Raw genomic sequence first — 25414 nt, 5'->3', positions numbered from 1 at the left:
CGCATCCCCGCCCCTCTCCACGGCCGCCGCATCGTCATCGATGCGGCGGCCATTTTGCATCGCGTCGCGAAACGCGCCGCTTACCGTGCCGCCGACGGCGGCAGATGCGCGCCGGTCTGACGACGCCGGTACGCGCTGTCGCGCGTCGCGAGCCAGTAGTACAGCGGCGACGTCAGCACGAGCCCGACGACCCACGACAAGTCCGCGCCGCCGAGATGCGCGGGAATCGGGCCCGCGTACATCGGCGTGTTCATGAACGGAATCTGCACGAGAATCCCGATCGCATACGCGAGCAGCGCCTGCGGATTGAAGCGGCCATACACGCCGCCGTCCGCCATGAAGATCGACTTGATGTCGTACTTGCCCTTGTGGATCACGTAGAAGTCGATCAGGTTGATCGCCGTCCACGGCACCAGCACGACCAGCAGCGCGAGCACCAGGTCGACGAGGTTGCCTACGAAGTTCGTCGACGCACCGATCGCCGCGTAGCAGCATCCGACGAAGATCACCACCGACACCACCGCGCGCGCTTTCGCGGTCGGAATCCACTTGTACGCGAACGTCTGCACCGATGTAATCACCGCGAGCACCGCGCCGTACAGGTTCAGCGCGTTGTGGCTGATCACGCTCAGCAGGAACAGCACGAGCATCAGCGGCCCGAGCGGGCCCGTCGCCTGCTTCACCGCATCCATCGTGTCCGCGCCGGCCGGCACCGCGAGCACCGCGACCGCGCCGAAGATGAACGCGAGCGTCGAGCCGATCGTGCAGCCGAGATAGGTCGCCCAGAACGTCGACGCCACGCCGACGTCTTCCGGCAGATAGCGCGAATAGTCCGACACGTACGGCGCGAATGCGATCTGCCACAACGCCGACAGCGACACCGTCGCGAGCCAGCCCGCGAAGTCGAAGCCGCCGCGCGTGAGGAAATCGGCTGTGCTCACATGCGACAGGATCATCCAGAAGCCGACGAGAATGCCGATGCCGAGCACCCACGTGCCGATCCGGTTCAGGATGTGGATGAACCGGTAGCCGACGATCCCGATCAGCCCCGAGCCTACCGCGCCGATCACGATGCCGACCGGCACCGGCACCGACGACGCGATGCCGTGCACCGACTTGCCGGCCAGCACGATGTTCGATGCGAAGAAACCGACGTACATCACCGCCGCGATCACCGTGACCAGCAGCGCGCCCCACGAGCCGAACTGCGCACGGCTCTGGATCATCTGCGGAATGCCCATCTGCGGGCCCTGCGCCGAATGCAGCGCCATCAGCACGCCGCCGACCGCCTGGCCGACGACGATCGCGACGATTCCCCACATCAGGTTCAGGTGAAAGATCTGCACGCCGAGCGCACCCGTCACGATCGGCAGCGGCGCGATGTTGCCGCCGAACCAGAGCGTGAACAAGTCGCGCACCTTGCCGTGGCGCTCGGCCGGCGGCACGTAGCCGATCGTGTGTTTCTCTATCATGGGGGACGCGTTGCGGTCCGCGGTGGTCATGGCGATGTCTCCTGTCTGGCGCGCGATGTGCGCTTTCCGTGTCAGCCGGCGCGACGGGATGCGCGCCTGCAAGCGGGTCCGGATACGCGGGCAACGACGCGCCGATCGCGCCCCATGGCGCGATGCTTGCAGCGACGAATGAACACTCCGCCTGCGCGTGTGCAGCGTCGTTGCGATCCAGGTTGCAGACGATGGTGCGCCATGCATGAAGCGACCGGAAAATACTAAAAATATTTCCGGGACATACGAAAAAACTCTGTAGCGGAAATTCCGGCACGACGCTTCTTCGGGTAAGGTGCTACGCACGGAAATGGACAGAATGCGCGTCGCGGCGTCACGCGGCGGCGCCGGTATCAGAGGTGCTCGTGGCTCACTACACTTTGCGGCAACTGAAATATTTCGTGACGACGGTCGAATCCGGCAGCGTCGCCGAAGCGTCACGTCAGCTCTTCATCGCACAACCGTCGATTTCCAGTGCGATCAAGGGCCTCGAGGAAAGCTTCGGCGTGAAGCTGTTCATCCGCCATCACGCGCAGGGCGTGTCGCTGACGCCGAGCGGCACGCGTTTCTACCGGAAAGCGCAGGAGCTGCTGCGCATTGCGCACGAATTCGAACAGAACGCGCTGGCCGACAACGACGTCATCACCGGACAGATCGACATCGGCTGCTTCGAGACGGTCGCGCCGCTCTATCTGCCGCAACTGATCGCAGGGTTTCGCGAGCGCTACCCCGGCGTCAACATCCGGCTGCGCGACGGCGACCAGCAGGAACTCGTGCAGGGGCTGACCGCCGGCACGTTCGATCTCGCGTTCCTCTACGACCACGACCTCGACGGCACGATCGAGACCGAACCGCTGATGCCGCCGCAGCAGCCGTACGTGCTGCTGCCCGAGAACCATCGCTTTGCCGGGCAAGCGCACGTGTCGCTGCGCGATCTCAGCGTCGAGCCGATGATCCTGCTCGACGTGCAGCCGAGCCGCACGTATTTCGTCAGCCTGTTTCACGAACTCGGATTGACGCCGAACATCGTGTTCGGCTCGCCGTCGATCGAGATGGTGCGCGGCATGGTCGGCCAGGGGTTCGGCTTCTCGCTGCTCGTCACGCGGCCGCATTCCGAATACACGTACGACGGCCGGCGCGTCGTGACGATCGGTCTGAGCGAAACGGTGAGCCCGTCGGGGCTCGTCACCGCGCGCCTGAAACGCGGGCAACTCACGAAGCAGGCGCAGTCGTTCGTCGATTTCAGCCGCGAGCGGCTTGCGCAGCTCATCGACGCATCGGCGCGCTGACGACGGACGCAAAAAAACGCACGCGCCGCGAAGCGGCAGCGTGCGATCTTGCAGCTTGATGCAACCCGACGCAGCCCGGTCAGTCCGCTGAAGCGAGATACGTAACGAGACGCCCCAGCATCGCGTCGCATCCGTGCAGTTGATCGAGCGTGACGAACTCGTCGGGCTTGTGCCCCTGATCCATACTACCCGGCCCGCACACCACCGTCGGAATGCCGGCCTGCCCGAACAGCCCGCCCTCGGTGCCGAACGCGACGGTGCCGAACGCGTCCGAACCGCTCAACATTGCGAGCAGCCGCGCGGCTTCGCTGTCGGGCGGCGTCGCGAGCCCCGGGTACGCGCCGAGCGGCTGCAGACGAATGTCGGTATCGGCCTGCACCGCGCGCATCTTCGGCAACAGTTCGGATTCCGCATAGTCCTGCAGCTTTCTCGGCACGTCGTGCGCATCGAACGCCGGCAGCGCGCGCACCTCGAAATCGAACTCGCATTCGGCCGGCACGATGTTCAGCGCGCGACCGCCCCTGATCAGCCCCGTCTGTACGGTCGAGAACGGCGGATCGAAGCGGCTGTCGTGATGCTCGGGCCGCGCGAGTGCCGCGCCGATCTCGCCGAGCCGGCCGATCAGCTTCGCCGCGTAGTCGATCGCGTTGACGCCGAGCGGCGCATACGCGGAGTGGCACGCCGCGCCCTTTACGTGACAGCGCATCGCCAGCTTGCCCTTATGACCGAGCACCGGCGTCAACGCCGTCGGCTCGCCGATCAGGCACAGGCGCGGCCGGTGGTCGCGCGCGGCCAGCGCGTCGAGCATCGGCCGCACACCGAGACATCCGACTTCCTCGTCGTACGAAAACGCGAGATGCACCGGCAGGCTCAACGGCCGCGCGACGAACGCCGGCACCGCCGCGAGCACCGACGCGATGAAGCCCTTCATGTCGGCGGTGCCGCGCCCGTACAGCCGGCCATCGCGCTCGGTCAGCCGGAACGGCTCGACCGTCCACGCCTGGCCGTCGACCGGCACCACGTCGGTGTGGCCCGACAGCGCGATGCCGCCGCGATCGCGCGGCCCGATCGTCGCGTACAGGCTCGCCTTCGTGCGTTCCGCGTTGTAGAACAGCTCGCTCGCGACGCCGAAGCGGTCGAGATAGTCGCGGATGAACGCGATCATCGCGAGGTTCGAATCGCGGCTGACCGTCGCGAAGCCGATCAGCCGTTCGAGCAGCGCACGGCTCGATGGATCACGCATCGCCCGGCACTCCGTAGCTCGGCGCGGCCGTCGGATTCAGCGCACGCGTCTGGTAGTCCTGCATCTGCGGGCGATAGGCCTGCCACAGCGCATCGAGCTGCCCGATCGGGTCGGCATCCGCCCAGTCGACGCGCAGATCGACGATCGGCCAGGTCACGTCGCCCGCCACCTTCAGCGCGGCCGAATGCACCGGCCCCGCCTCGCCGCCCGCCGCAATCGCGGCATGCATCGCGGCCAGCAGGCGATCGGCGAGCAACCCGGGCGCCAGCTCGAATGCGCGCGCCATGGCGTCGATCACGGCCGGCGCGGCCAGCAGGTTGCCCGCCGCCACGCATTGCTCGCCCTGCACCGCATGATGCGTGCCGAGCGCTTCCTTGCCCGTGAAGCACGCTGTCTGTCCCTGCCCGTCGATCACCGTGACCTGTCGATACTGGCTCCAGCCGTTCGCGCTGAGCGCGCGATCGAGCGCGGCGGCCGGCGCGAGCTGTTCGTGCTCGACCAGATCGAGGATCTGCGGGCCGAGCGCCGGCAGCGTGACGTTCTGCGTCGCGACCGCGCCGACGCCGGCGCGCACCCACGGACAGCGCGCGCCCACCGCGATGCTCGACGAGCTGATCGCGATCCCCAGCTGGCCGGTTTCCGGGCAGCGCCCGACGATGGAGAAAGTCATCTCGCCCCCTATGCGCGGTTCGACTGCCAGTTGTCCGGGATCACCGCGATCACGTCGATCTCCATCAGCCACTGCGGCTGGCCGAGCGCCGACACGACGAGCCCCGTCGAAATCGGGTACACGCCCTTCAGCCACTTGCCGACTTCCTGGTACACCGGCTCGCGATAGCGCGGGTCGATCAGATAGGTCGTCGTCTTCACGATGTGCGTGATGTCGCTGCCGGCTTCGTCGAGCAACTGCTTCACGTTCTTCATCGCCTGCTCGGCCTGCGCGCGCGGGTCGCCGAGGCCGATCAGGTTGCCGTCGAAATCGGTGCCGACCTGGCCGCGCACGTAGACGGTGTTACCAGCCCGCACGGCCTGGCACAGGTCGTTGTCGAGCGTCTGGTTCGGGTAGGTATCCTTCGTGTTGAACATGCGGATACGCGTGTGGGTAGGCTGGCTCATCGAGATCCTTCGAATGTCGGTGTGTTCGCCCGCCGGGCCGGAAGCGGTCGCGGCGTGGCGGGGTTCGGGGGTGGCGCGGCGTCGCGCCCGGGCGTCGTACCGGGCGCGGATAGCGGCGTACATGCGGATCAGCCGACCGCGTCGACCAGCGGGCGGGCATCGGCCCGCGCCGCGCGCGTCGTGTCGTTCTGCCCCGCGCGCGTTTGCACACGGCGTTGCGACGCGTCGTGATAGTCGAGGTACTTGCGCTGCGTGACGATGTGGTCGGCGATGTGCTTCGCGTCGTGCCACACGCCCCAGATGAAGCTGGAGCCGCGACGCGACAGCCACGGCAGCCCGAGGAAATAGATGCCCGGCTCCTTCGACACGCCGCGTTGATGCTGCGGCTTGCCGTTCGCGGCGAACGCGTCGACCTTCAGCCAGTCGTAGTCGACCGCATAACCGGTCGCCCACACGATCGACGTGACGCCGGCACCGGCCAGGTCGAGCGCGAGGATCGGCTGCGTCACGCAGTCCGGATTCGGCAGGATGCGGCGTGCTTCCGGCTCTTCCGGCAGATCGAGGCCGTTGCGGGCCACATAGGCGTCCGCCGCGTCGAGCAGCGACAGGTAGTTCTCGTCGCCGCGCGCGAGATTGACCGCGAGATCGCGTTCGAACACCGCGACGCCGCCGTCGAACGACTTCGTCAGCCCGACGAGCGTCACGCCCTGATGCGCGAGTGCGCGGAAATCGACCGTGTGACCGCCACGCGCGCCGCTCACGGCGATCGTCACGTGCTCGCGGCCGGGCGTCGCGACTTCCTTGTCCCATTCGCCGAGCACGCCGAGCCACCAGCAGAAATCGCGGCCGCGATAGGCACGCGGCGGCCGGTCGTGCGGGCCGACCGACAGATAGACCTGCCGGCCCGCCCGCTGCAGTTCGTCGGCGATCTGCACGCCCGACGAGCCCGCGCCGACCACCAGCACCGCGCCGTCAGGCAGTTGCGCCGGGTTGCGGTAGTCGGCGGAGTGGATCTGCACGAGGCTGGCGTCGTCTGGCGCGATCGGCGGAATGACCGGGCGCTGGAACGGCCCCGTCGCGACGACCACGCGGTTCGCCTCGATCGTGCCGTCGGACGTCTCGACGACGAAGCCCGGCTTGCCTGCGTTGCGCGTGACCTGCTTCACTTCGACGCCGGTGCGGATCGGTGCATTGAACTTGCGCGCGTACGCTTCGAAGTAGTCGGCGACCTGGTCCTTCGATGCGAACGCATCGGGGGCGAGCCCGTCGAATTCGAGCCCCGGGAAGCGGTCGTGCCACGCGGGGCCGTTCGCGACCAGCGAATCCCAGCGCCCGGTACGCCAGCGTTCGGCGATGCGGTCGCGCTCCAGCACGAGATGGGGCACGCCGAGCTTGCCCAGGTGCTCGCTCATGGCCACGCCGGCCTGCCCGGCGCCGACGACCAGCGTATCGATTGAAGTTGTTTGCACTGCCACGGCTGTCTCCTTCTGAAGTGCGGCTCGCTGCGGCACGGGTGGTGCCCGTTATCGTGCGAGTGGGAATGGAGACATTCTGCTGACAGGCAGACCTGGGCGAAATGATGTTTTTTGTGGTTGTTGACGAGCAAAAAGCTGGGGCGGGCGCACGTGGCAAGTGGCGCCGGCATTCTGGCGCGCGGCGCGGCGCGCTTTCCACGACGATCGACAGCCGCGCCGAGGCATAGCGTGAATTGCCGCATGTTGTACAATATTCTGCACATAATCGAAGCATACGGAGAAAACCATGGCCATCTCAGCCCGTGACGTGATTCCGCTCTCCCAAGCCCGAGCCAATTTGTCCGAACTGGCCGATCAGGTGAAGGCCGGTGCGGAAAAAATCGTCACGAAAAACGGCGAAAGCTACGTCGCCATCATCGACGCCCAACGGCTGGATTACTATCACCAGCTCGAACGCGAACGCATCCACTTGTTGCTGATCGAAGATGCCAGCCAAGGTTTGGCCGACGTATCTGCCGGCAAAGTAAAGGACGCTCGCAGCGCCCTTTCGGCGATCAAGCGCCGCCGCAACACCAAAGCAGCCGGCTAACGGATCGAATCGCCCCGTGACCACGCGCCGTACCGTCAAATTCACCGCCAACTTCGAGCACAACCTTGAAGAAATCGATGCCTTTCTGCTGGAGGCAGACACCCCGCAGGCCTTTGATGCACTGCTCGACGAACTGACGGATACAGTCATTCCCAATCTGGAACGCTTTCCCGGCATGGGTCGCGAGTTCCTCGACCGGCCTGCCCGCTCGGTGGAAGCCGCCAACGGAATTGCGCGTCTGGCAACGCAACTCGACGCCATCGGGGCGGGCAGCGAATTGCGCGAATACGTGACGACCCACTACTTGCTGCTCTACGCGCTGATCGAGGACACGGTGCATCTCCTCTCCATTCGCCATCAACGGCAATTGTCGTTCGATCTGGCCAGTCACTGGCCGACGTGAGCCAAACAATACGGGAAAGCCCTCCGCCGGTCGATCGGACACACTGATCGCAGCACCACGGCGATTCAGGCGACACCGTCCCCGGCAGCCACGCCGCTCAAACAATTCTTGACTGTGCCCGCCCCGCCGACCTGTTAGGATGCCCGTCTCTTGGCCTGGACCGCAGGCAACGGACCTTCGATCGTCCCTTTTTTGTCGCCCCCGACCGCCCCGGCCGTCGTCCCGGTCGACAAGGCCCGCCGAACGGCCCCCTGCCCCGTAAAACCCGCAACACCGCGGCGCCGGCCCATCCGGCCCGTTGCAGCAACCGTTGGAGTGGCGCACGTTGCGCCAGCAAGCATGAAGAAACTGAAGCAGCACATCCGTACCCTGCGCGAGAAGGACAGCACGCCCGTGGTACGCGCCGGCGCGCTGCTGCTGATGGCCGGCCTGCTGTACCTGCTGTGGCCGTCCGCCGAAGTCGCGCGCCTCGCGCTGGAATCCGTCGTACGCTGACGCACACCGCAGTCTCCACTGCGCTATACTTTCGCGATGGAAACCAAACCCGCCTCGCCGAACGTGCATTGCTGGTGGCGCGCCTGACCCAGGCGGCCCGTTTCCTTTTGCATGTCCCGAACGTGATGCCGCCAGCCATGGCGGCATTGTCGTTTCTGCGCGCACGTCATGGCTGGTGGCTTCGATAACCCGGAGCCAACCCTTACCATGACGCACCCGACCCGACCGATCATCCTCACCGGCGACCGCACGACCGGCCCGCTGCATCTCGGCCACTACATCGGCTCGCTGCGCGCACGCGTGCAGATGCAGCACGAAGCAACGCAGTTCCTGCTGCTCGCCGACACGCAGGCGCTCACCGACAACATGGGCCGCCGCCAGCGCGTCACCGAGAACGTGATCGAAGTCGCGCTCGATTACCTGGCCGTCGGCATCGACCCGGCGATCTCGACGATTGTCGTCCAGTCGCAGGTGCCCGAGCTCGCCGAGCTGTCGCAATATCTGCTGAATCTCGTGACGGTCGCGCGCCTCGAGCGCAATCCGACCATCAAGGAAGAGATCCGCCTGCGTGGCTTCGAGCGCGACATCCCCGCGGGTTTTCTGACCTACCCCGTGAGCCAGGCGGCCGACATCACCGCGTTCAAGGCGACGCACGTACCCGTCGGCGACGACCAGTTGCCGATGATCGAGCAGACCAACGAGCTCGTGCGCCGCTTCAACGCCACCGTGGACAAGCCGGTGCTGGTCGAATGCGAGGCCGTGCTGTCGGCGGTCACGCGGCTGCCGGGCATCGACGGCAAGGCGAAGATGAGCAAGTCGCTCGGCAACGCGATCACGCTCGGCTCAACGCCCGACGAGATCGCTCAGGCCGTGAAGGACATGTATACCGACCCGAACCACCTGCGCGTGAGCGATCCGGGCCAGGTCGAGGGCAACGTCGTGTTCACGTTCCTCGACGCGTTCGAGCCGGACGTGCACATGGTCGACGAACTGAAGGCGCACTATCGCCGCGGCGGCCTCGGCGACAGCGTCGTGAAGCGCGTGCTCAACGAGCGGCTGCAGGCGCTGATCGAACCGATTCGTACGCGCCGCCGCGAATTCGAGGCGGACAAGGCCGAGGTGATGGCGATCCTGAAGCGCGGCACGATGCAAGCGCGCGAGGTGGCGGGGGCCACGCTGGCTGAGGTGAAGGGCGCGATGGGGCTCACGTATTTCGATTGAGCGGGGAGGGTGACGCGCGTCGCCGTCTCGCGACGCGCGCCTCCGAAACGGGCGTCGGGGCGAGATGCGATCGTTGATGGTTGGAAACATTTCACGCCAACCACCCTTTCAACGGCAACGGTCGATTTCGCTGGCACCGCCATGCCGCTCGCCCCGCCAACACGCGGCAAGCGGCCGCAATCCCGCCGCTCCCGGTCAACTCGTCTCCCGGCGCAAACGTCACCGTCGGCTTCTCGTGAAATTGACTGGCAAAGAGCAATCCCTTGGCTTGGCCCGCCAACGACAACGACAACGACGGCGATTCTGTAATGGACGACAGCCACATGTGGAGCGCGCTGGAAACGTTCGTTCGCCAGGAAGCAGCCGTACCGGACACCCGCCGGATGACAGGCGAGACGTCGATATTGGACGACCTGGGGCAGACCGGAGACGACGCCGACATCTTCATGGAGCGTTTTTTCGCGCGGTTCGACGTGGCCCGTGGCGACTACGACTTCGGACGCTACTTCCTGATGGAAGGCGAAGGGTTCCTGTATCACGTCCTGAGAAAATATCTCCTCGGAAAACCCCATACGTTCAAGCGACATGCATTGACCGTCGGCATGCTGCACCGGGCCATATTGCTCGGAACCTGGGACACCGCGGCAATAGAGAAGTAGCCGTTCACGGGCGTCCCGCGCCGACCGCCACCCGTTTCCGGGTATTTCCCCGACCTCGTCGATATACGCAACCGCCCGCTATCCGCGTGCGCCCTTAGTCCAACCCGCCGATGCCGCCGCCCCGCCCGCCCGTTATCGTGTCCCCGTCATCCACGATCCCTCACGCATCATGACGCCACAGGAAATGATCGACCGTCTCGAGATCCACGATCTGCTGACGCGTTACTGTCACGCCGTCGACCGGCGCGACTGGCACGAATTCGAGCGGCTCTTCGCCGGCAACGCGATGCTCGACTACGCGGCATTCGGCGGCCCCGTCGGCAGCCGCGCGGACATCGCGGCCTACCTGAAACAGGTGACCTCGTCGCTGCGCGACACGCAGCACACCATCTCGACGTCGCTGCTGATCGTCGACGGCAACGCGGCCACCGCGCGCACGGCCGGCCAGGTGATGATGGTGTCGGCCGACGAAGCCGGCGACGATCGCGTCTGCTTCGTCGGGCTGTGGTATCGCGACCTGCTGGTCAGGAGCGAATTCGGGTGGCAAATCCAGAGCCGCATGCAGGAACGCAGCTGGATGCAGACCGCGCCGCCAGCCGCGGCGCACTGAAAAACGCATCGCCGGCCGTGCGTTCGCGCCGCGTCACTTCATCTGCATCAGTTGCACGAGGTTCCCGCACGTATCGTCGAGCACCGCAACGCGCACCGGCCCCGCATCCATCGGCGCCAGCGTGAAGCGCACGCCGAGCGCGTCGAGCCGCGCGAACTCCGCGTCGAGATCGTCGACCTGGAACGATGCCGCCGGAATGCCGTCCTCGTAGAGCGCCTGCTGGTACGGCCCTGCCGCGCGATGATGGCTCGGCTCGAGCAGCAGTTCGGCACCGTCCGGCTGATCCTTCGACACCACCGTCAGCCAGCGAAACGCGCCCACCGGCACGTTGTTCTTCAGCCTGAAGCCGAGCGTGTCGGTGTAAAACGCCAGCGCCTTGTTCTGGTCGTCGACGAAGATGCTCGTGACATAGATACGCATTCGTTCCTCTTCCGGATGATGCACGCCGCCGCGCGCGTTGCCGTTCCGCTCACGTGATCTGATACGTCGACGCCGGTACGAACTCCTCAGGCATCGCGCGATCGCCGAGCTCCAGCACCGACCGCTCGACCGTGCGCGTCATTGCATCGAGCGCCAACGCATTCGGCGCGAGACCGAACGGCTCCGCGACCTCGTTCGCGATCGCTTCGAGCGCGATCAGCGTGTACGAGATGAACACGCAGATCAGCGGCGTGAAGAACTCCGTCGAATCGACGAGACCGAACGGCAGCAGCACGCAGTACGCATACACGGTACGGTGCAGCAGTACGCTGTACGAGAACGGAATCGGCGTTGTCAGAATCCGCTCGCAGCCGCCCACCGACTTGCCCAGCTCGACGAGTTGCGCATCGAACATCCAGCACGTGGCTTCGCTGCCGGGTGCGCGACCGAGCGCGCGCACGATGCCGCCGCGCAACGCGTCGAGAATCGCGACCGGCTGGTAGCGCTTGTTCGCGAACGCGGCGGCACGTTCGGCGCCGAGGATGCGCTGCAGGTCTTCCGACGCATCGGTATGGCGAAGCTCATGCTTCAGCGCATACGTGAACGCGATCAGCAGATCGGCGAGACGGTTGCGTTCGGCTTCGGCGACGCTGTCGGGCAGGTAGCGCTGCAGTTGCGACGTGACGGTGCGCGCCGCGATCAGCAGGTTGCCCCACAGATGCCGCGCCTCCTTGAACCGCTCGAAGCTCGCGTTGTTGCGAAACGCGAGGAAGATCGCGAGCGCGAGGCCGAACAGCGTGAACGGCGCGGTATTGAGCGGAATCTTCTCGCCGAAGATGCGCCCGTTCGTGAACACCGCCAGCGTGCTGACGACCGCCATGAACGCGAGTTGCGGAATGATCGATTGCAGCACGGAGCCGTTCCACACGAACAGCATCCTGAGCCAGTTTTGTCGTGGTCTGACGATCATGATCTTTTCTCGACTGCCAAAGGAATACGCAATGCAAAGGGCGCGCCCGATGCGAAACGGCCCGCGCTTGGCGGGCCGCTGTCGCGTCGATACCAGCCCGATGACGGGATGCACCGCACTGCGCGTGATGATACGCCCGCACAGGCCGTGCCCCAATCGGGCGCACCGCTCAGTGATAGCCCGCGTCGCCCTCGCGCACCTTGCCGCGGAACACGCGGTACTGCATCGCGTTGTACACGAGAATGACCGGCAGCACGATCACGGTGCCGACGAGCGCGAACAGCTGGCTCGAATGGCTCGACGATGCATCCCAGATCGTCAGCGACGGCGGCACGATGTTCGGCCAGATGCTGATCACGAGCCCCGTATAGCCGAGAAACACGATCGCGAGCGTCAGCAGGAACGGCGTCGCTTCGTGCCGCTGCTTCACCGTGTGGAAAATGCCCCACACGCATGCGACGACGAGCACCGGCACCGGCAGGAACCAGCCGAGATTGCCGCTGCCGAACCAGCGATGCGCGACGGCCGGCAGACCGATCACGGTCCACAGGCTGACCACGCCCATCACGGCCAGCAGCACGCCCGTGAGCGGCTTCATCAGGAGCCGCATCTTGCGCTGCAGCTCGCCGTCGACCTTCAGGATCAGCCAGCCGCAGCCGAGCGTCGCATAGGTGACGAGCACGCCGATCCCGCAGAGCAGGCTGAACGGCGACAGCCAGTCGAACGGCCCGCCCGCGAACTGGTTGTTCTCGACCTTGATGCCCTGCAGCAGCGAACCGAGCACGATCCCCTGGCAGAACGCGGCGAGCGCCGAGCCGCCGATGAACGCGAGGTCCCACATGTGCTGCGTGCGAGTGGCTTTCGCGCGCAGCTCGAACGCCGCACCGCGGAAGATCAGGCCGACCAGCATCAGCACCAGCGGCAAGTAGTTCGCGGGCAGCAGCGTCGAATAGACAACCGGGAACGCACCGTACAGCCCCGCGCCGCCGAGTACGAGAAAGGTCTCGTTGCCGTCCCACACCGGCGCGACGGTATTCAGCATGACTTCGCGTTCGACCTTGGCATCGAAAAACGGAAACAGCAGGCCGATACCGAGGTCGAAGCCGTCCAGCATCACGTAGATGAACACGCCGAGGCCGATGATCGCGGCCCACACGACAGGAAGATCGATCTGCATGGCTTACTCCGCTTCGGTGACGTTCAGCGGCGTGGACAGCGCGCTCTTGCGCAGCCCCGGATGCCGGTGCATTTCGATATACCCGGCGTGCGCGGCCGGCCCGCGCTTCATCAGTTTCAGCATGTAATAGATACCCGTTCCGAACACCAGGAAATACACGATCACGAAGATCAGCAGCGACACGCCGACCTGCTGCGCGCTGAGCGGCGCGACCGAGTCGACGGTACGCAACACGCCGTACACCGTCCACGGCTGCCGCCCGACCTCGGTCGTGATCCAGCCGGCCAGCAGCGCGACGATGCCCGACGGCCCCATGCACACGACGAACCACTGGAACCAGCGCGTTTCATACAAACGTCCGCCCTTTCTGAGCAGCAACCCGAGCAACGCGGTGAGCAGCATCAGCATCCCGAGGCCGGCCATGATGCGGAACGTCCAGAACACGATCGGCGAATACGGGCGGTCCTGCGGCGGGAATTCCTTCAGCCCGCGAATCTCGCCATCCCAGCTGTGCGTGAGGATCAGGCTGCCAAGGTGCGGCACCTGGATCGCATAGCGCGTCGTTTCGGCCTCCATGTCGGGCAGGCCGACGAGGTTCAGCGCGGTGCCGCCCTTCTCGGTTTCCCACAGCCCCTCGATCGCGGCGATCTTCGCCGGCTGGTATTCGCGCGTGTTCAGGCCGTGCGCATCGCCGACGACGATCTGGATCGGCGCGAGCAGCAGCAGCATCCACAGCGCCATCGAGAAGCTGCGCTTCACCGGCTCGTCGCGGCGCCCCTTCAGCAAATGCCAGGCGCCGCATGCGGCGACGATGAAGCCCGCGACGATGAACGCCGCGATCGTCATGTGCACGAGGCGGTACGGGAACGACGGGTTGAAGATGATCTTGAACCAGTCGACCGGCACGACGAGGCCGTTCTCGATCTTGTAACCTTGCGGCGTCTGCATGAAGCTGTTCGACGCGAGGATCCAGAACGTCGAGATCAGCGTGCCGACCGCGACCATCAGCGTCGCGAAGAAGTGCGCACGCGGGCTCACGCGCTGCCAGCCGAACAGCATCACGCCGAGAAAGCCGGCTTCCAGGAAGAAAGCCGTCAGGACTTCGTAAGTGAGCAGCGGCCCGGTGATGTTGCCCGCGACGCGCGAGAAGCCCGCCCAGTTCGTGCCGAACTCGTAGGCCATCACGACGCCGGAGACGACGCCCATTCCGAAACCGATCGCGAAGATCTTCGACCAGAACTGGAACATGGATTTGTAGGCGGCGTCGCCGGTGACGAGATAACGCCATTCCAGCACCGCCAGGAAGCTCGCCATGCCGATGCTGATCGCGGGAAACACGATGTGGAACGACACCGTGAACGCGAATTGCAACCGGGCGAGATGGAACGCATCGAAGATTTCCATGACCGTAATTTGCTCGTGGTTGTGAGGACGTCAGCTCGAAGCAGGAAATCGCGCGACGGCACGTGCAAACATGGACGGATCGCACAGTGCACGGCAACGAAGCGTGAATGACGATATCGCGATTCCGACGATACTCGCAATCGCACAAACGTGCGCTGAAACTGTGCTTTTCCGGGGTGCGGAGATGTGTGTACGGAAAAGACATTTCGGCACCACAAGCCCGTCAGCTGTACTGCTTTGCGCAGTGCAACGCTGTATATCCGCGGCATGGCCGCACGCTCGTACCATCGTCCCGAAGCCTCCCGGTGGCAATCGAGCGCGACGTCGCGCTCCGCCCCCGGCAGAATCCGTTCCCGCCGGCCGGCGCATGCGCCTGCCGCCCCCTGGAGAAAACCGCATGGAGTCCAGCAACCACCCCAACGAGCCCGCCGGCAGCAGCGCGTGCCGGGTGACGCGTCATCGCGCCGGCGACGCGCGCGACACCGTCGATCGCGTCGTCGACGAGACGCCGGTTGCACTCGTGTTCAACGGCATCGCGCACACGGTGATGATGGCGACGCCGATCGATCTCGATGCATTCGGGCTCGGCTTCGCGCTGAGCGAAGGCATCGTCGAGCGCACGTCCGACGTCTTCGACATCGAAAGCGAATGCCGGCCCGGCAGCGCCGAAGTGCGGCTCACCGTGTCGCAGCAGGCATTCATGGCGCTGAAGGCGCACCGGCGCGCGCTGGCCGGCCGCACCGGCTGCGGCGTCTGCGGAATCGAAAGCATCGCGCAGCTCGACCTGCATCCGCCGCGCATCGCGGCGGCCGGCGCGGCGGCCGGGATCGGTGCCGACGCCGTCGCGCGTGCCGCACGCGCGCTGCCGGAGCAGCAGATCCTGATGCGCACGACCGGCGGCATCCACGCGGCCGCATGGTGCGACCGCAACGGCACCGTTCTGGAAGTTTTCGAGGATGTCGGCCGCCACAACGCGCTCGACAAGCTGATCGGCCGGCTCGCGCGGCGTCGCGCCGACCTGCGCGCAGGCTTCGTGTTCCTGTCGAGCCGCGCAAGCTACGAGCTCGTGCGCAAGGCGGCAAGGGTCGGCATCCCGATGATCGCGACGATCTCGGCGCCGACGTCGCTCGCGATCGATGTCGCGCGCGAGGCGGGCGTGCGGCTGCTCGGATTCTGTCGCAACGACGGCTTCGTCGAATACGTGTCGCCCGACACGCCCCCGTCACCCGAACCGACGCATGCACAACCGCATGCGCTCACCGCTTGATGAACGCCCCCACAGATTTCGATACCGCCCAACGGCATTTCGCCGGCACGTTCGCGCCGCTGCGAACGACCGTCTCCATGCCGGTCGCTCAAGCCGCCGGCCAGGTACTCGCCACGCCGCTCACCGCCGCGCTCGACCAGCCGCCGGCCGACCAGAGCGCGATGGACGGCTACGCCGTGCGTCACGCGGATCTCGCGCACGGCGAGCCGCTGCGCGTCGCCCAGCGCTGCTATGCGGGCGACACGCCGGCGCCGCTCGCGCCGCGCACGGCCGCGCGCATCTTCACCGGCAGCGTGATTCCGAGCGGCGCCGACACCGTCGTGATGCAGGAGCACGCGCACGAGCACGACGGCTGGGTCGCGTTCGACATACCGCAGCGCAGCGGATCGCATATCCGGCGCCGCGGCGAGGAAGTCCGCGCCGGCGATCTGCTGATGCCGGCCGGCGTGCGGCTCGGCGCAATGCACGTGGGCGTCGCCGCGGCACAGGGTTGCGCGCACATCGACGTGCGCGCGCCGCTGCGGGTCGGCATCCTGACGACCGGCGACGAGCTCGTCCCGTGCGGCCAGCCGCGTGCGCCGCAGCAGATCCACAACAGCAATGCACCGATGCTCGCCGCGCTGGTAGCGGGCACCAGCGCCCTCGTCGCGGCGAACGAGCACGCAGCCGACACCGCGGCCACGGTCGATCGGGCGCTGCGCGGTCTGGCCGCGCGCTGCGACTTGGTCGTATGCGTCGGCGGCGCGTCGGTCGGCGACAAGGATCTGCTACGCCCCGCGCTGACCGCGCTCGGCGCATCGTTCGTCGTATCGGGCGTGCGGATGAAGCCCGGCAAGCCCGTGGCGCTCGCGCGGCTCGACGCGCGGCCCGTCGTGCTGCTGCCCGGCAATCCGGGCGCCGCCATGATCGCGTTCGCGCTGTTCGTCGTGCCGCTGATCCGCCGCCTGCAGGGGCGCGACGATTGCGTGCCGGACGCACCGTCGCTGCCGATCGACATCGACGTCGAGCCGGATCCGCAGCGCGAACGCTTCGTGCGCGTGCGCCGCACCTTCGGTTCCGGCGGCGCACCCGTGCTCGACACGCTGCGTCAGCAAGGCGCCGGCACGCTGCAGTCGCTCGTGCAGGCGAGTGGGCTCGCACGGCTGCCGGCGGGCCGGCGCATCGCGCGTGGCGACGCGGTGCCGTATTACGATTTCGCGCACTGGCTCGCGTGAGCCCCGGCACGATGCCTGCCCGCCACGCACGCAGGAGCACGAACTGTATTCCTGCATTTCGCGCGGGATTGTGTCTCTGCCGGAAAATTCCGGCGGACTATGCTGACGATGAGGCTCGCCACGACCCGTGCGCCGACATGTCGGCACCTTCGCGGCCGATCGGCGACGCCACCCCGCTCACTTCATGCAGGCAGACGCACCGATCGTGAATGCCATCGTTTCCGCCGCGCCGGCCGCCGCCGCTTCATCCGGCGGCACATCGCCCGGCACCTTCTCCCGCGCGCTCGACACGCTCGAGCGACCGCTGCGCGATTTGCGGCTGTCCGTCATCGACCAGTGCAATTTCCGTTGCGGCTACTGCATGCCCCGCGACAGCTTCGGTGCGGACTATGCGTTCATGCCGTCGTCCGAGCGGCTGTCGTTCGCGCAGTTGGAGAAGGTTGCGCGTGCGTTCGTCTCGCTCGGCGTCGAAAAGATCCGCCTCACCGGCGGCGAGCCGCTGCTGCGCCGCAACCTCGAAGCGCTGATCGAGCGGCTCGCGACGCTGAACACCGTTGACGGCAAGCCCGTCGAAATCGCGCTGACGACCAACGGCTCGCTGCTCGCCGCGAAAGCACGCACGCTGCGCGACGCGGGCCTGACGCGCGTAACCGTGAGCCTCGATGCGATCGACGACGCCGTGTTCCGCAGAATGAGCGACGCCGACGTACCCGTCGCGCGCGTGCTGGCCGGCATCGAAGCCGCGCAGGCGGCCGGGCTTGCACCGGTGAAGATCAACGCGGTGATCGAGCGCGGCGCGAACGACGACCAGATCCTGCCGCTCGTGCGCCATTTCCGTCATAGCGGGGTGGCCGTGCGCTTCATCGAATACATGGACGTCGGCGGCGCGAACCGGTGGTCGGGCGACACGGTCGTGCCAGCCGCGCGGATGCGCGAGCTGATCGAAGCACGCTATCCGCTCGTGCTCGTCGGCGAGCCGGCGCACGACGCAACCGCGATCCGCTGCCGGCACATCGACGGCGCGGGCGAAGTCGGTTTCATCGCGAGCGTGTCGCGTCCGTTCTGCGGCACGTGTTCGCGCGCTCGCGTATCGGCCGACGGCCAGCTCTACACGTGCCTGTTCGCGACGCAGGGCACCGACCTGCGGCCGTGGCTCGACGAAGCCGAGCCGATCGACCGCCTCGCCGCTGCCGTGCGCGATCGATGGACGCAGCGCGACGATCGTTATTCCGAGCGGCGGGCCGCGCGTGCGGCCCGGCCGTCGGGCAAGACCTATCCGACCGTGCGCATGTCGCTCGTCGGCGGCTGACGGGCTGCCGTGCGAAGCGCGACGCACCGCCTACTGGAGAATCGTCATGACGAGTTTCACCGAATCCCGTGCCGCGCCACCCGACGATCCGTCGCGGGCCGGCAGCCATCCCGATTTCGCTGACCCGCACACCGAACTGCCGCCGTCGATTGCCGCCGGCTTCGAAGTGCGCGTGCAGCATGCTGCGATCGACGCCGGCGCCGAGCTCGCGCCGATCGTTCGCAATCCGAATGTCGGCGCGGTCGTGAACTTCCTCGGCGTCGTGCGCAACGAAGGCGACGTCGACGATGTGATCGCACTCGAAGTCGAGCACTACCCGACGATGACCGAGCAGGCGCTATGGAGCATCGTCGAGGAAGCCAGCGCACGCTGGCGGCTCGAAGCGGTGAAGATCGTGCACCGCGTCGGGCGCATTCCGCTCGGTCACGCGGTAGTCATCGTCGTGGTGGCCGCCGCGCATCGCGCATCGGCGTTCGACGCGTGCGAGTTTCTGATGGACTTCCTGAAGACGCACGCGCCGTTCTGGAAGAAGGAGATCCGGCACGACGGCGTGGCCGGCTGGGTCGAGCCGAAGGCGCACGACGATCAGGCGATGCGGCGATGGGGCTGAACCTGCAGGCCGTGTTCCTTCTGCCTCCGCCGCTTTCTCCGACTCCGTCGATCAGGCTCCGGACTTCGCCATGAAACTGACGATCAAATACTTTGCAAGCATTCGCGAACAGTTGCATACCGACGAGGAAATCGTCGAGATCGATGCTCGGGAACTCACCGTCGACGCGTTGCGCGGCAGACTCGCCGCGCGCGACGCGCGCAGCGGGGAAGCGCTGCGGATGGACCGCCCCGTTCGCGTGGCCGTGAATCTCGAAATGGTGACAGGCGGGTTCGTCGTGCGGGAGGACAGCGAAGTGGCGTTCTTTCCACCGGTGACGGGCGGGTGATTCGCTCGCATCGGGCGGCGGCCGATCGCCTTCCCCTCACACCGACATGCCAAGCTCCGCAAAACCGATTTGTCTGGCGCCGCAGGCTTGAGCCAATTGCGGATCGTGGCTCGAGAAAAACACCACGCGATTCTTCGACAACGTTTTGAACAGGTCGATCAGCACGGCACGCGCACCGGCATCCAGCCCATTGCCGGGCTCGTCGGCAATGACGACGGCCGGCTCGCCCAGCAAGACCGCGGTCAGAAATATCTTCTTGCGCGTGCCGAGCGACATCTGTTCGAAACGCTTGTCGAGATGCGGCGCGAGTCCGAACCGATGCGCGAGATCCAGCGTCCTGTCGTCGACAACCGTCTTTTTGGCCGACGCGACCAGTTCGAGAAACGCCCGTCCGGTCTGGAACGGGTACGCCATGCAGTCGTCAGGCACATAGGCGAGCGCCGATTTCGCCTTCAGCGGCGCGGCGCGCAGCGAATGCCCGTCGAGCCAGACCTCGCCTTCATCGGCGTCGACCGTGCCGGCAAGGATGCCGAGCAACGTGGTCTTGCCGCTACCGTTTTCGTCGCAGAGCGCGACGCACCCTGCGCCGAGATCGTGGTGCAGTCCATGGAAAATGACACGTTGGCCGTAGCGTTTCGAGAGGTTTTCGAATCGAAGCATGATGTATCGTCAGATGAAGATGGGCCACATCACGGCGACCCACACTGCAGCCAGTGTCGCGCCGAGCAAGACCGCTTGCCGCGGCAGATGGCACTGCGGCAACCGCAGCAACGGCAACAGCGGGGCCCCGGTTAACAGGACCGACGCAGCGCGCGGGAGCGACAGCACGCCGTGCGCCGCCAGCATCATCGGCCCCACGGCCGCAAATGGCAATGCCAGCACCGCGACGGTCAGTACATCGGCGCCAACCTGTGCGGCCCCCGCACGGGGCAGCGACCGCATGAACGCGGCGGCCTGAGCGTGGGCCGTGCGCAGATCGCGAAAGGTCGTCGCGGCGATCGACGCGATGGCCGCTTGCGAGATCAGCGTCAACGGCACGACACGTGCGTCGAAATCCCAGATTCCGTACAGAAAACACGCCGACGCGGCGGCCGCGCCCATCATCGCGCATCTGCCGAGGTTGGCAGCGGCGCCATGCCGGATGATGCCGGCCTGAAGCCTGACCCACGGCGGCATGACGAAACCCGAACGGGCGAGCGAGTCGCCGGGCGCACCCCGCGTAAGCACTCGACGGCATGCACGCCGGGGCGACGCCGTCGGCACGCGGGCCACCGCGAACGCCGCAACCGCCAACGCAATGGTCAGCGACGTGGCCCGCAATGCGCCATCCGCCTCCAGACCGGCGATCAGGAGGAAATTGGCGACGATCAGCGCAGGCCCGTTGCGCGGATCCCGCGACAGCGCCATCAACTGCGCGCCGAGCGTAATCAGCAGCAAATCGAGCACGTACAGATAGTTGGACAGTTGCTGCGGCAAGAACGCCAGCGCGATCGTCGCGGCCAGCACGGGCACCAGGAGCGGTGTACTCGCGATCAGCACGACGGCGGCATCGACGGCACGGCGACGCCCTTCGGACGTCGGCAGCGACTTGAGGTAAACGGCAAACGGGCCGCCGGCGACGGCCGCACGCTGCGCCAGCACCCATAGCACGCCGACGGCCTCGAGCAGGTGCACCCATGCGAACCGCCATTCGATCCCGTGTGCGGGCGCCAGCACGGCAAGCACCGGCGCGCCCAGCAGGCGGGTTTGCGCAAACACGGGCATCGCGGGCAGCAACAGCAACGCGGACAGGAATAGCGCCTGCCAATGCCGATGCAGCGCGCGGGATGTCGCCAGTACGTACCAACGTAGTCGCCAGGACAGCATCGTTCCTCCGCTCCTCCAAACGCAATGGCGCAAACGCGCCGATCGCCGAGCTCGGTATCGTGTCACGTCCGCAGACACACGACAACCGCGTACCGTATGTCGCAATGACGGACAGGCCGCCCGCCCTCGCCCCGACAACCATCGCACGACAACCTGTCGGCTACGTGCCGCGAACCGCGCCGGGTTCTGTGCGCCATCGCCGCAGCAAATCTGTCCCCTTATGTGCCAACGCGCTCCCGCAAACCGCCCGGGCCGTCCCGCAAGGAACACGCCGATTTCCTGTGTCCCGCCATCAAGTCTTATATAAGACATAAGACATTTGACGCTTCACCATATTGCGATTAGAATCCCGGTCAAAGCAGTGAAGTCGTGTCCGGAACAGCCTCGGCGTGCCTGGAAAGCCCTTCCCCTGAAACGCAATCTCAGCAGGTCCCCCCATGCTTGAAAACTTTCGTGCTCACGTGGCCGCCCGCGCCGCGCTCGGTATTCCCCCCCTGCCGCTGACGGCTCAGCAGACCGCCGAACTGGTCGAACTGCTGGCGAACCCGCCCGCAGGCGAAGAGCAGACGCTGCTCGACCTGATCACCCACCGCGTGCCCGCAGGCGTCGACGAAGCCGCGCGCGTGAAGGCCGGCTTCCTGGCCGCCGTCGCGAAGGGCGAGACCGCCTGCCCGCTGATCTCGCGCGAACGCGCGACCGAACTGCTCGGCACGATGCTCGGCGGTTACAACATTCAGCCGCTGATCGAACTCCTGTCCGACGAAGCCGTCGCGGCGGTCGCCGCCGACGCGCTGAAGAAAACCCTGCTGATGTTCGACCAGTTCCATGACGTGAAGGAACTCGCCGACAAGGGCAACGCGCACGCGAAGGCCGTGCTGCAGAGCTGGGCCGACGCCGAATGGTTCACGAGCCGTCCGGAAGTGCCGGAAAGCCTGACCATCACCGTGTTCAAGGTCACGGGCGAAACCAACACCGACGACCTGTCGCCGGCACCGGACGCAACCACCCGCCCGGACATCCCGATGCACGCGCTCGCGATGCTGAAGAACGCGCGCCCCGGCATCACGCCGGAAGAAGACGGCAAGCGCGGCCCGGTCAAGTTCATCGAATCGCTGAAGGAAAAGGGGCATCTGGTCGCGTACGTGGGCGACGTGGTCGGCACCGGCTCCTCGCGCAAGTCGGCCACCAACTCGGTACTGTGGTTCACCGGCGAAGACATCCCGTTCGTCCCGAACAAGCGCTTCGGCGGCGTGTGCCTCGGCGGCAAGATCGCTCCGATCTTCTACAACACGATGGAAGATGCCGGCGCGCTGCCGATCGAACTCGACGTGTCGCAGATGGAAATGGGCGACGTGGTCGAACTGCGCCCGTACGAAGGCAAGGCGCTGAAGGATGGCAAGGTAATCGCCGAATTCCAGGTCAAGTCCGACGTGCTGTTCGACGAAGTGCGCGCCGGCGGCCGCATTCCGCTGATCATCGGCCGCGGCCTGACCGCGAAGGCGCGTGAAGCACTGGGCCTCGCGCCGTCGACACTGTTCCGCCTGCCGCACCAGCCGGCCGACAGCGGCAAGGGCTTCTCGCTCGCACAGAAGATGGTCGGCCGCGCATGCGGTCTGCCGGAAGGCCAGGGCGTGCGCCCGGGCACGTACTGCGAACCGAAGATGACCTCGGTCGGCTCGCAGGACACCACCGGTCCGATGACCCGCGACGAACTGAAGGATCTGGCGTGCCTCGGCTTCTCGGCCGACCTCGTGATGCAGTCGTTCTGCCACACCGCCGCTTATCCGAAGCCGGTCGACGTGAAGACGCACCAGACGCTGCCGAACTTCATCAGCACGCGTGGCGGCATCGCGCTGCGTCCGGGCGACGGCGTGATCCACTCGTGGCTGAACCGCATGCTGCTGCCCGACACCGTCGGCACCGGCGGCGACTCGCACACGCGCTTCCCGATCGGCATCAGCTTCCCGGCAGGCTCGGGCCTGGTCGCCTTCGCGGCCGCCACCGGCACGATGCCGCTGGACATGCCGGAATCGGTGCTGGTCCGCTTCAAAGGCAAGATGCAGCCGGGCGTCACGCTGCGCGACCTGGTCAATGCGATTCCGCTGTACGCGATCAAGCAGGGCATGCTGACGGTGGCGAAGCAAGGCAAGAAGAACATCTTCTCGGGCCGCATTCTCGAAATCGAAGGCCTGCCCGACCTGAAGGTCGAGCAAGCGTTCGAACTGTCGGATGCCTCCGCGGAACGTTCGGCCGCCGGTTGCTCGGTGCGCCTGAACAAGGAACCGATCATCGAATACCTGAACAGCAACATCACGCTGCTCAAGTGGATGATCGCGCAGGGCTACCAGGATCCGCGCAGCCTGCAGCGTCGTATTGCCGCGATGGAACAGTGGCTGGCCGATCCGCAACTGCTGTCGCCGGACGCGGACGCCGAGTACGCGGCCGTCATCGAGATCGACCTCGCGGACATCCACGAGCCGATCGTTGCATGCCCGAACGACCCGGACGACGTGAAGACGCTGTCCGACGTCGCCGGCGCCAAGATCGACGAAGTGTTCATCGGCTCGTGCATGACCAACATCGGTCACTTCCGTGCCGCGTCGAAGCTGCTGGAGGGCAAGCGCGACATTCCGGTCAAGCTGTGGGTCGCGCCGCCGACCAAGATGGACCAGAAGCAGCTGACGGAAGAAGGTCACTACGGCGTGTTCGGCACGGCCGGCGCACGTACTGAAATGCCGGGCTGCTCGCTGTGCATGGGTAACCAGGCACAGGTGCGAGAAGGCGCGACGGTGATGTCGACGTCGACCCGCAACTTCCCGAACCGCCTGGGCAAGAACACGAACGTGTACCTCGGCTCGGCGGAACTGGCGGCGATCTGCTCGCGTCTGGGCAAGATCCCGACCAAGGAAGAGTACATGGCCGACATGGGCGTGCTCACCGCCAACGGCGACAAGATCTACCAGTACATGAACTTCGACCAGATCGAAGACTTCAAGGAAGTCGCCGACACCGTGCAGTTGTAAGCATGCTGTCGCGCTGCGGCGGGCCGGGCCCGTCGTGGCGGCACGCAATGGCGCCGCAGGCTGCATGCCTGCGGCGCCATTTTTTTTGGTTCATTGCGGAATTCCGGGGGGTGCCGGGGAGGAATGTCGGCGTTCGGCCATGAGGCGCCGTTCATGCCGCCGCGGCCTGGTACGTCTGACCGTCTGCAACTCGACCGGGAAAAGCCATTCTGTCCGCGCTCGTTGCCGTCGCCTCATCACACGCTACGCCGGTATTGAACAGCCTGCGTGTAAATCTTCGCAACAAGAAGTCGGTGCCGAATGTGCCGGTTTGACGAGCGATCCGTATGGCGACTTAGAGATGGTTTCATAAAGACGGTTGGACTCGCCGCAGAGTATTCCAGCAGATCAGGCAACAATCGAGTTTGAGGAACACTTCGTGAATGTCGGCGTGACGTTCAAAGCGAATACGTAGACGGCGGAAATTATGCAGCCACGCATGAGTACGTTCGACGACCCAACGGACTTTTCCAAGGCCACTGCCGTGCGGGTGACCGCGCCGCGCGACGCTGGTGGGGATGTTGCGCTCGATAAGGATGCGCCGGTATTTGTCGTGGTCGTAACCACGGTCGGCGTAGATGCGGGCAGGACGGCTCAGAGGCCGTCCACGCACGCCACCGATCGGCACGATGGCCTCGATCAGCGGAACCAGTTGGGTGACGTCGTTACGATTGGCGCCGGTCAGGATTGCCGCGATCGGCGTTCGGTTGGCGTCGGTAGCGATGTGGTGCGTCGAACCGGGTCGCGCTCGGTCGGTGGAGTTCGGGCCAGTTTTTCGCCCACCCCAACCGCACGAATCGGCGATGAGTCGACGACCACGCGGGAAAGGTCGATCTTCTCGGCCGCTCGCAGTTTCGCCAGCAGCACTGCGAGCAGTCGATCCCATAGGCCGGCTTGCTGCCAATCGCACAGCCTGCGCCAACAACTTACGCCTGAGCCGCATCCCATTTCGGACGGTTAGTCGCGCCAACGAATGCCCGTCTTCAGCACAAATAGGATGCTCGTCAAAGCCGCTCGGTCCGCTACTGGCTTGCGACCGGGATACTTGAAGCGGCGCGGCTTTGGCGGAGATAGCAGTGGTTCGATCAGTGCCCACAGTTCGTCATCAATGATTGGCTTACCTATCTCCTTGACCCGTCGTTCACGACGGCCAAGGTTATCAGGATGCCTGAAAAAGATAACAGC

Annotated in this window: 24 protein-coding genes and 1 pseudogene; 13 read left to right on the top strand and 12 right to left on the bottom strand. The window is 65.9% G+C overall.

Annotated features, from left to right (window positions below; genetic code table 11):
* Positions 1 to 80: 80 nt before the first annotated feature.
* Positions 81 to 1502, bottom strand: coding sequence for a purine-cytosine permease family protein (locus tag J7024_RS25245; protein ID WP_124897767.1), 1422 nt, complete (start codon positions 1500 to 1502; stop codon positions 81 to 83).
* Positions 1503 to 1867: 365 nt separating this feature from the next.
* On the opposite strand from J7024_RS25245, the gene J7024_RS25240 reads away from it, so the two are divergent.
* Positions 1868 to 2791: a LysR substrate-binding domain-containing protein gene (locus J7024_RS25240; protein ID WP_124897766.1), complete on the top strand. Its 924-nt coding sequence runs from the start codon at positions 1868 to 1870 to the stop codon at positions 2789 to 2791.
* Positions 2792 to 2870: 79 nt separating this feature from the next.
* Here J7024_RS25240 and argE read toward each other — a convergent pair whose 3' ends face one another.
* The 4 genes from argE to J7024_RS25220 all read right to left on the bottom strand — a co-directional run bounded on the left by argE (position 2871) and on the right by J7024_RS25220 (position 6625).
* Positions 2871 to 4034: an acetylornithine deacetylase gene (argE, locus tag J7024_RS25235; protein WP_175762382.1), complete on the bottom strand. Its 1164-nt coding sequence runs from the start codon at positions 4032 to 4034 to the stop codon at positions 2871 to 2873.
* Positions 4027 to 4704 (bottom strand): DUF1028 domain-containing protein, encoded by a 678-nt coding sequence (locus J7024_RS25230; protein ID WP_175762384.1) that lies wholly within the window; start codon positions 4702 to 4704, stop codon positions 4027 to 4029. The genes argE and J7024_RS25230 overlap by 8 nt, the downstream gene beginning before the upstream one ends.
* 8 nt (positions 4705 to 4712) lie before the next feature.
* Complete coding sequence (locus J7024_RS25225; protein WP_124897763.1) at positions 4713 to 5150, bottom strand: RidA family protein; 438 nt, start codon at positions 5148 to 5150, stop codon at positions 4713 to 4715.
* A gap of 128 nt (positions 5151 to 5278) precedes the next feature.
* Positions 5279 to 6625 carry a flavin-containing monooxygenase gene (locus J7024_RS25220; protein WP_124897762.1) on the bottom strand — a complete coding sequence of 449 codons (1347 nt, stop codon included), beginning with the start codon at positions 6623 to 6625 and terminating at the stop codon, positions 5279 to 5281.
* A 286-nt stretch (positions 6626 to 6911) separates the two neighbouring features.
* Here J7024_RS25220 and J7024_RS25215 point away from each other — a divergent pair, with 286 nt between their 5' ends.
* The 6 genes from J7024_RS25215 (at position 6912) to J7024_RS25190 (ending at position 10602) form a co-directional block, all read left to right on the top strand.
* Entirely contained in the window at positions 6912 to 7214 is a 303-nt protein-coding gene (locus J7024_RS25215) for a type II toxin-antitoxin system Phd/YefM family antitoxin (RefSeq protein WP_124897761.1), read from the top strand.
* Positions 7215 to 7230: 16 nt separating this feature from the next.
* Positions 7231 to 7617, top strand: a complete 387-nt coding sequence (locus J7024_RS25210; RefSeq protein ID WP_124897760.1) for a type II toxin-antitoxin system RelE/ParE family toxin — start codon at positions 7231 to 7233, stop codon at positions 7615 to 7617.
* Positions 7618 to 7956: 339 nt separating this feature from the next.
* Entirely contained in the window at positions 7957 to 8112 is a 156-nt protein-coding gene (locus tag J7024_RS25205) for a hypothetical protein (RefSeq protein ID WP_172441956.1), read from the top strand.
* Positions 8113 to 8319: 207 nt separating this feature from the next.
* Positions 8320 to 9333 (top strand): tryptophan--tRNA ligase, encoded by a 1014-nt coding sequence (trpS, locus tag J7024_RS25200; RefSeq protein ID WP_124897759.1) that lies wholly within the window; start codon positions 8320 to 8322, stop codon positions 9331 to 9333.
* A 308-nt stretch (positions 9334 to 9641) separates the two neighbouring features.
* A complete protein-coding gene (locus J7024_RS25195; protein WP_175752214.1) occupies positions 9642 to 9992 on the top strand; it encodes a DUF1493 family protein in 351 nt (116 codons plus the stop codon).
* A gap of 169 nt (positions 9993 to 10161) precedes the next feature.
* A complete protein-coding gene (locus tag J7024_RS25190) occupies positions 10162 to 10602 on the top strand; it encodes a nuclear transport factor 2 family protein (RefSeq protein ID WP_124897758.1) in 441 nt (146 codons plus the stop codon).
* 33 nt (positions 10603 to 10635) lie between these two features.
* On the opposite strand, the gene J7024_RS25185 is transcribed toward J7024_RS25190, so the two are convergent.
* The 4 genes from J7024_RS25185 to J7024_RS25170 all read right to left on the bottom strand — a co-directional run bounded on the left by J7024_RS25185 (position 10636) and on the right by J7024_RS25170 (position 14573).
* Positions 10636 to 11022 (bottom strand): VOC family protein, encoded by a 387-nt coding sequence (locus J7024_RS25185; RefSeq protein WP_124897757.1) that lies wholly within the window; start codon positions 11020 to 11022, stop codon positions 10636 to 10638.
* Positions 11023 to 11071: 49 nt separating this feature from the next.
* On the bottom strand, positions 11072 to 11992 hold the full coding sequence (locus J7024_RS25180) for a bestrophin family protein (RefSeq protein ID WP_124897756.1): 921 nt from the start codon (positions 11990 to 11992) through the stop codon (positions 11072 to 11074).
* Positions 11993 to 12161: 169 nt separating this feature from the next.
* The gene (cydB, locus tag J7024_RS25175) at positions 12162 to 13169 is read right to left on the bottom strand and encodes a cytochrome d ubiquinol oxidase subunit II (RefSeq protein WP_124897755.1); all 1008 of its coding nucleotides are present in this window, start codon (positions 13167 to 13169) and stop codon (positions 12162 to 12164) included.
* A gap of 3 nt (positions 13170 to 13172) precedes the next feature.
* The gene (locus J7024_RS25170; protein WP_124897754.1) at positions 13173 to 14573 is read right to left on the bottom strand and encodes a cytochrome ubiquinol oxidase subunit I; all 1401 of its coding nucleotides are present in this window, start codon (positions 14571 to 14573) and stop codon (positions 13173 to 13175) included.
* A 397-nt stretch (positions 14574 to 14970) separates the two neighbouring features.
* Between J7024_RS25170 and fdhD the strand changes: the two genes are divergently transcribed.
* From fdhD to moaD, 5 genes are all read left to right on the top strand, one after another.
* On the top strand, positions 14971 to 15840 hold the full coding sequence (fdhD, locus tag J7024_RS25165) for a formate dehydrogenase accessory sulfurtransferase FdhD (protein WP_175752211.1): 870 nt from the start codon (positions 14971 to 14973) through the stop codon (positions 15838 to 15840).
* Complete coding sequence (locus J7024_RS25160) at positions 15840 to 17054, top strand: molybdopterin molybdotransferase MoeA (protein WP_175762388.1); 1215 nt, start codon at positions 15840 to 15842, stop codon at positions 17052 to 17054. The genes fdhD and J7024_RS25160 overlap by 1 nt, the downstream gene beginning before the upstream one ends.
* A 184-nt stretch (positions 17055 to 17238) precedes the next feature.
* On the top strand, positions 17239 to 18363 hold the full coding sequence (moaA, locus tag J7024_RS25155; protein ID WP_124897751.1) for a GTP 3',8-cyclase MoaA: 1125 nt from the start codon (positions 17239 to 17241) through the stop codon (positions 18361 to 18363).
* Positions 18364 to 18409: 46 nt separating this feature from the next.
* A complete protein-coding gene (locus J7024_RS25150) occupies positions 18410 to 18973 on the top strand; it encodes a molybdenum cofactor biosynthesis protein MoaE (protein WP_098553764.1) in 564 nt (187 codons plus the stop codon).
* Positions 18974 to 19043: 70 nt separating this feature from the next.
* Entirely contained in the window at positions 19044 to 19301 is a 258-nt protein-coding gene (gene moaD / locus J7024_RS25145) for a molybdopterin converting factor subunit 1 (protein ID WP_124897750.1), read from the top strand.
* Positions 19302 to 19337: 36 nt separating this feature from the next.
* Here moaD and J7024_RS25140 read toward each other — a convergent pair whose 3' ends face one another.
* Positions 19338 to 19961, bottom strand: a complete 624-nt coding sequence (locus J7024_RS25140; protein ID WP_124897749.1) for an ABC transporter ATP-binding protein — start codon at positions 19959 to 19961, stop codon at positions 19338 to 19340.
* Positions 19962 to 19970: 9 nt separating this feature from the next.
* Positions 19971 to 21245, bottom strand: coding sequence for a DUF6136 family protein (locus tag J7024_RS25135; protein ID WP_175762390.1), 1275 nt, complete (start codon positions 21243 to 21245; stop codon positions 19971 to 19973).
* Positions 21246 to 21604: 359 nt separating this feature from the next.
* On the opposite strand from J7024_RS25135, the gene acnB reads away from it, so the two are divergent.
* The gene (gene acnB / locus J7024_RS25130; protein WP_124897747.1) at positions 21605 to 24190 is read left to right on the top strand and encodes a bifunctional aconitate hydratase 2/2-methylisocitrate dehydratase; all 2586 of its coding nucleotides are present in this window, start codon (positions 21605 to 21607) and stop codon (positions 24188 to 24190) included.
* Between the two features lie 346 nt (positions 24191 to 24536).
* Here the strand turns inward: acnB and J7024_RS25125 are convergent.
* A pseudogene (locus tag J7024_RS25125) lies at positions 24537 to 25354 on the bottom strand (IS5 family transposase).
* Between the last annotated feature and the right edge of the window lie 60 nt (positions 25355 to 25414).

Source organism: Burkholderia sp. WTPI3 (genome assembly GCF_021483755.1).
Classification (GTDB): Bacteria; Pseudomonadota; Gammaproteobacteria; order Burkholderiales; family Burkholderiaceae; genus Burkholderia.
Note: the sequence above shows the minus strand (reverse complement) of the source record. Positions and strands in the feature narration are given on the sequence as shown.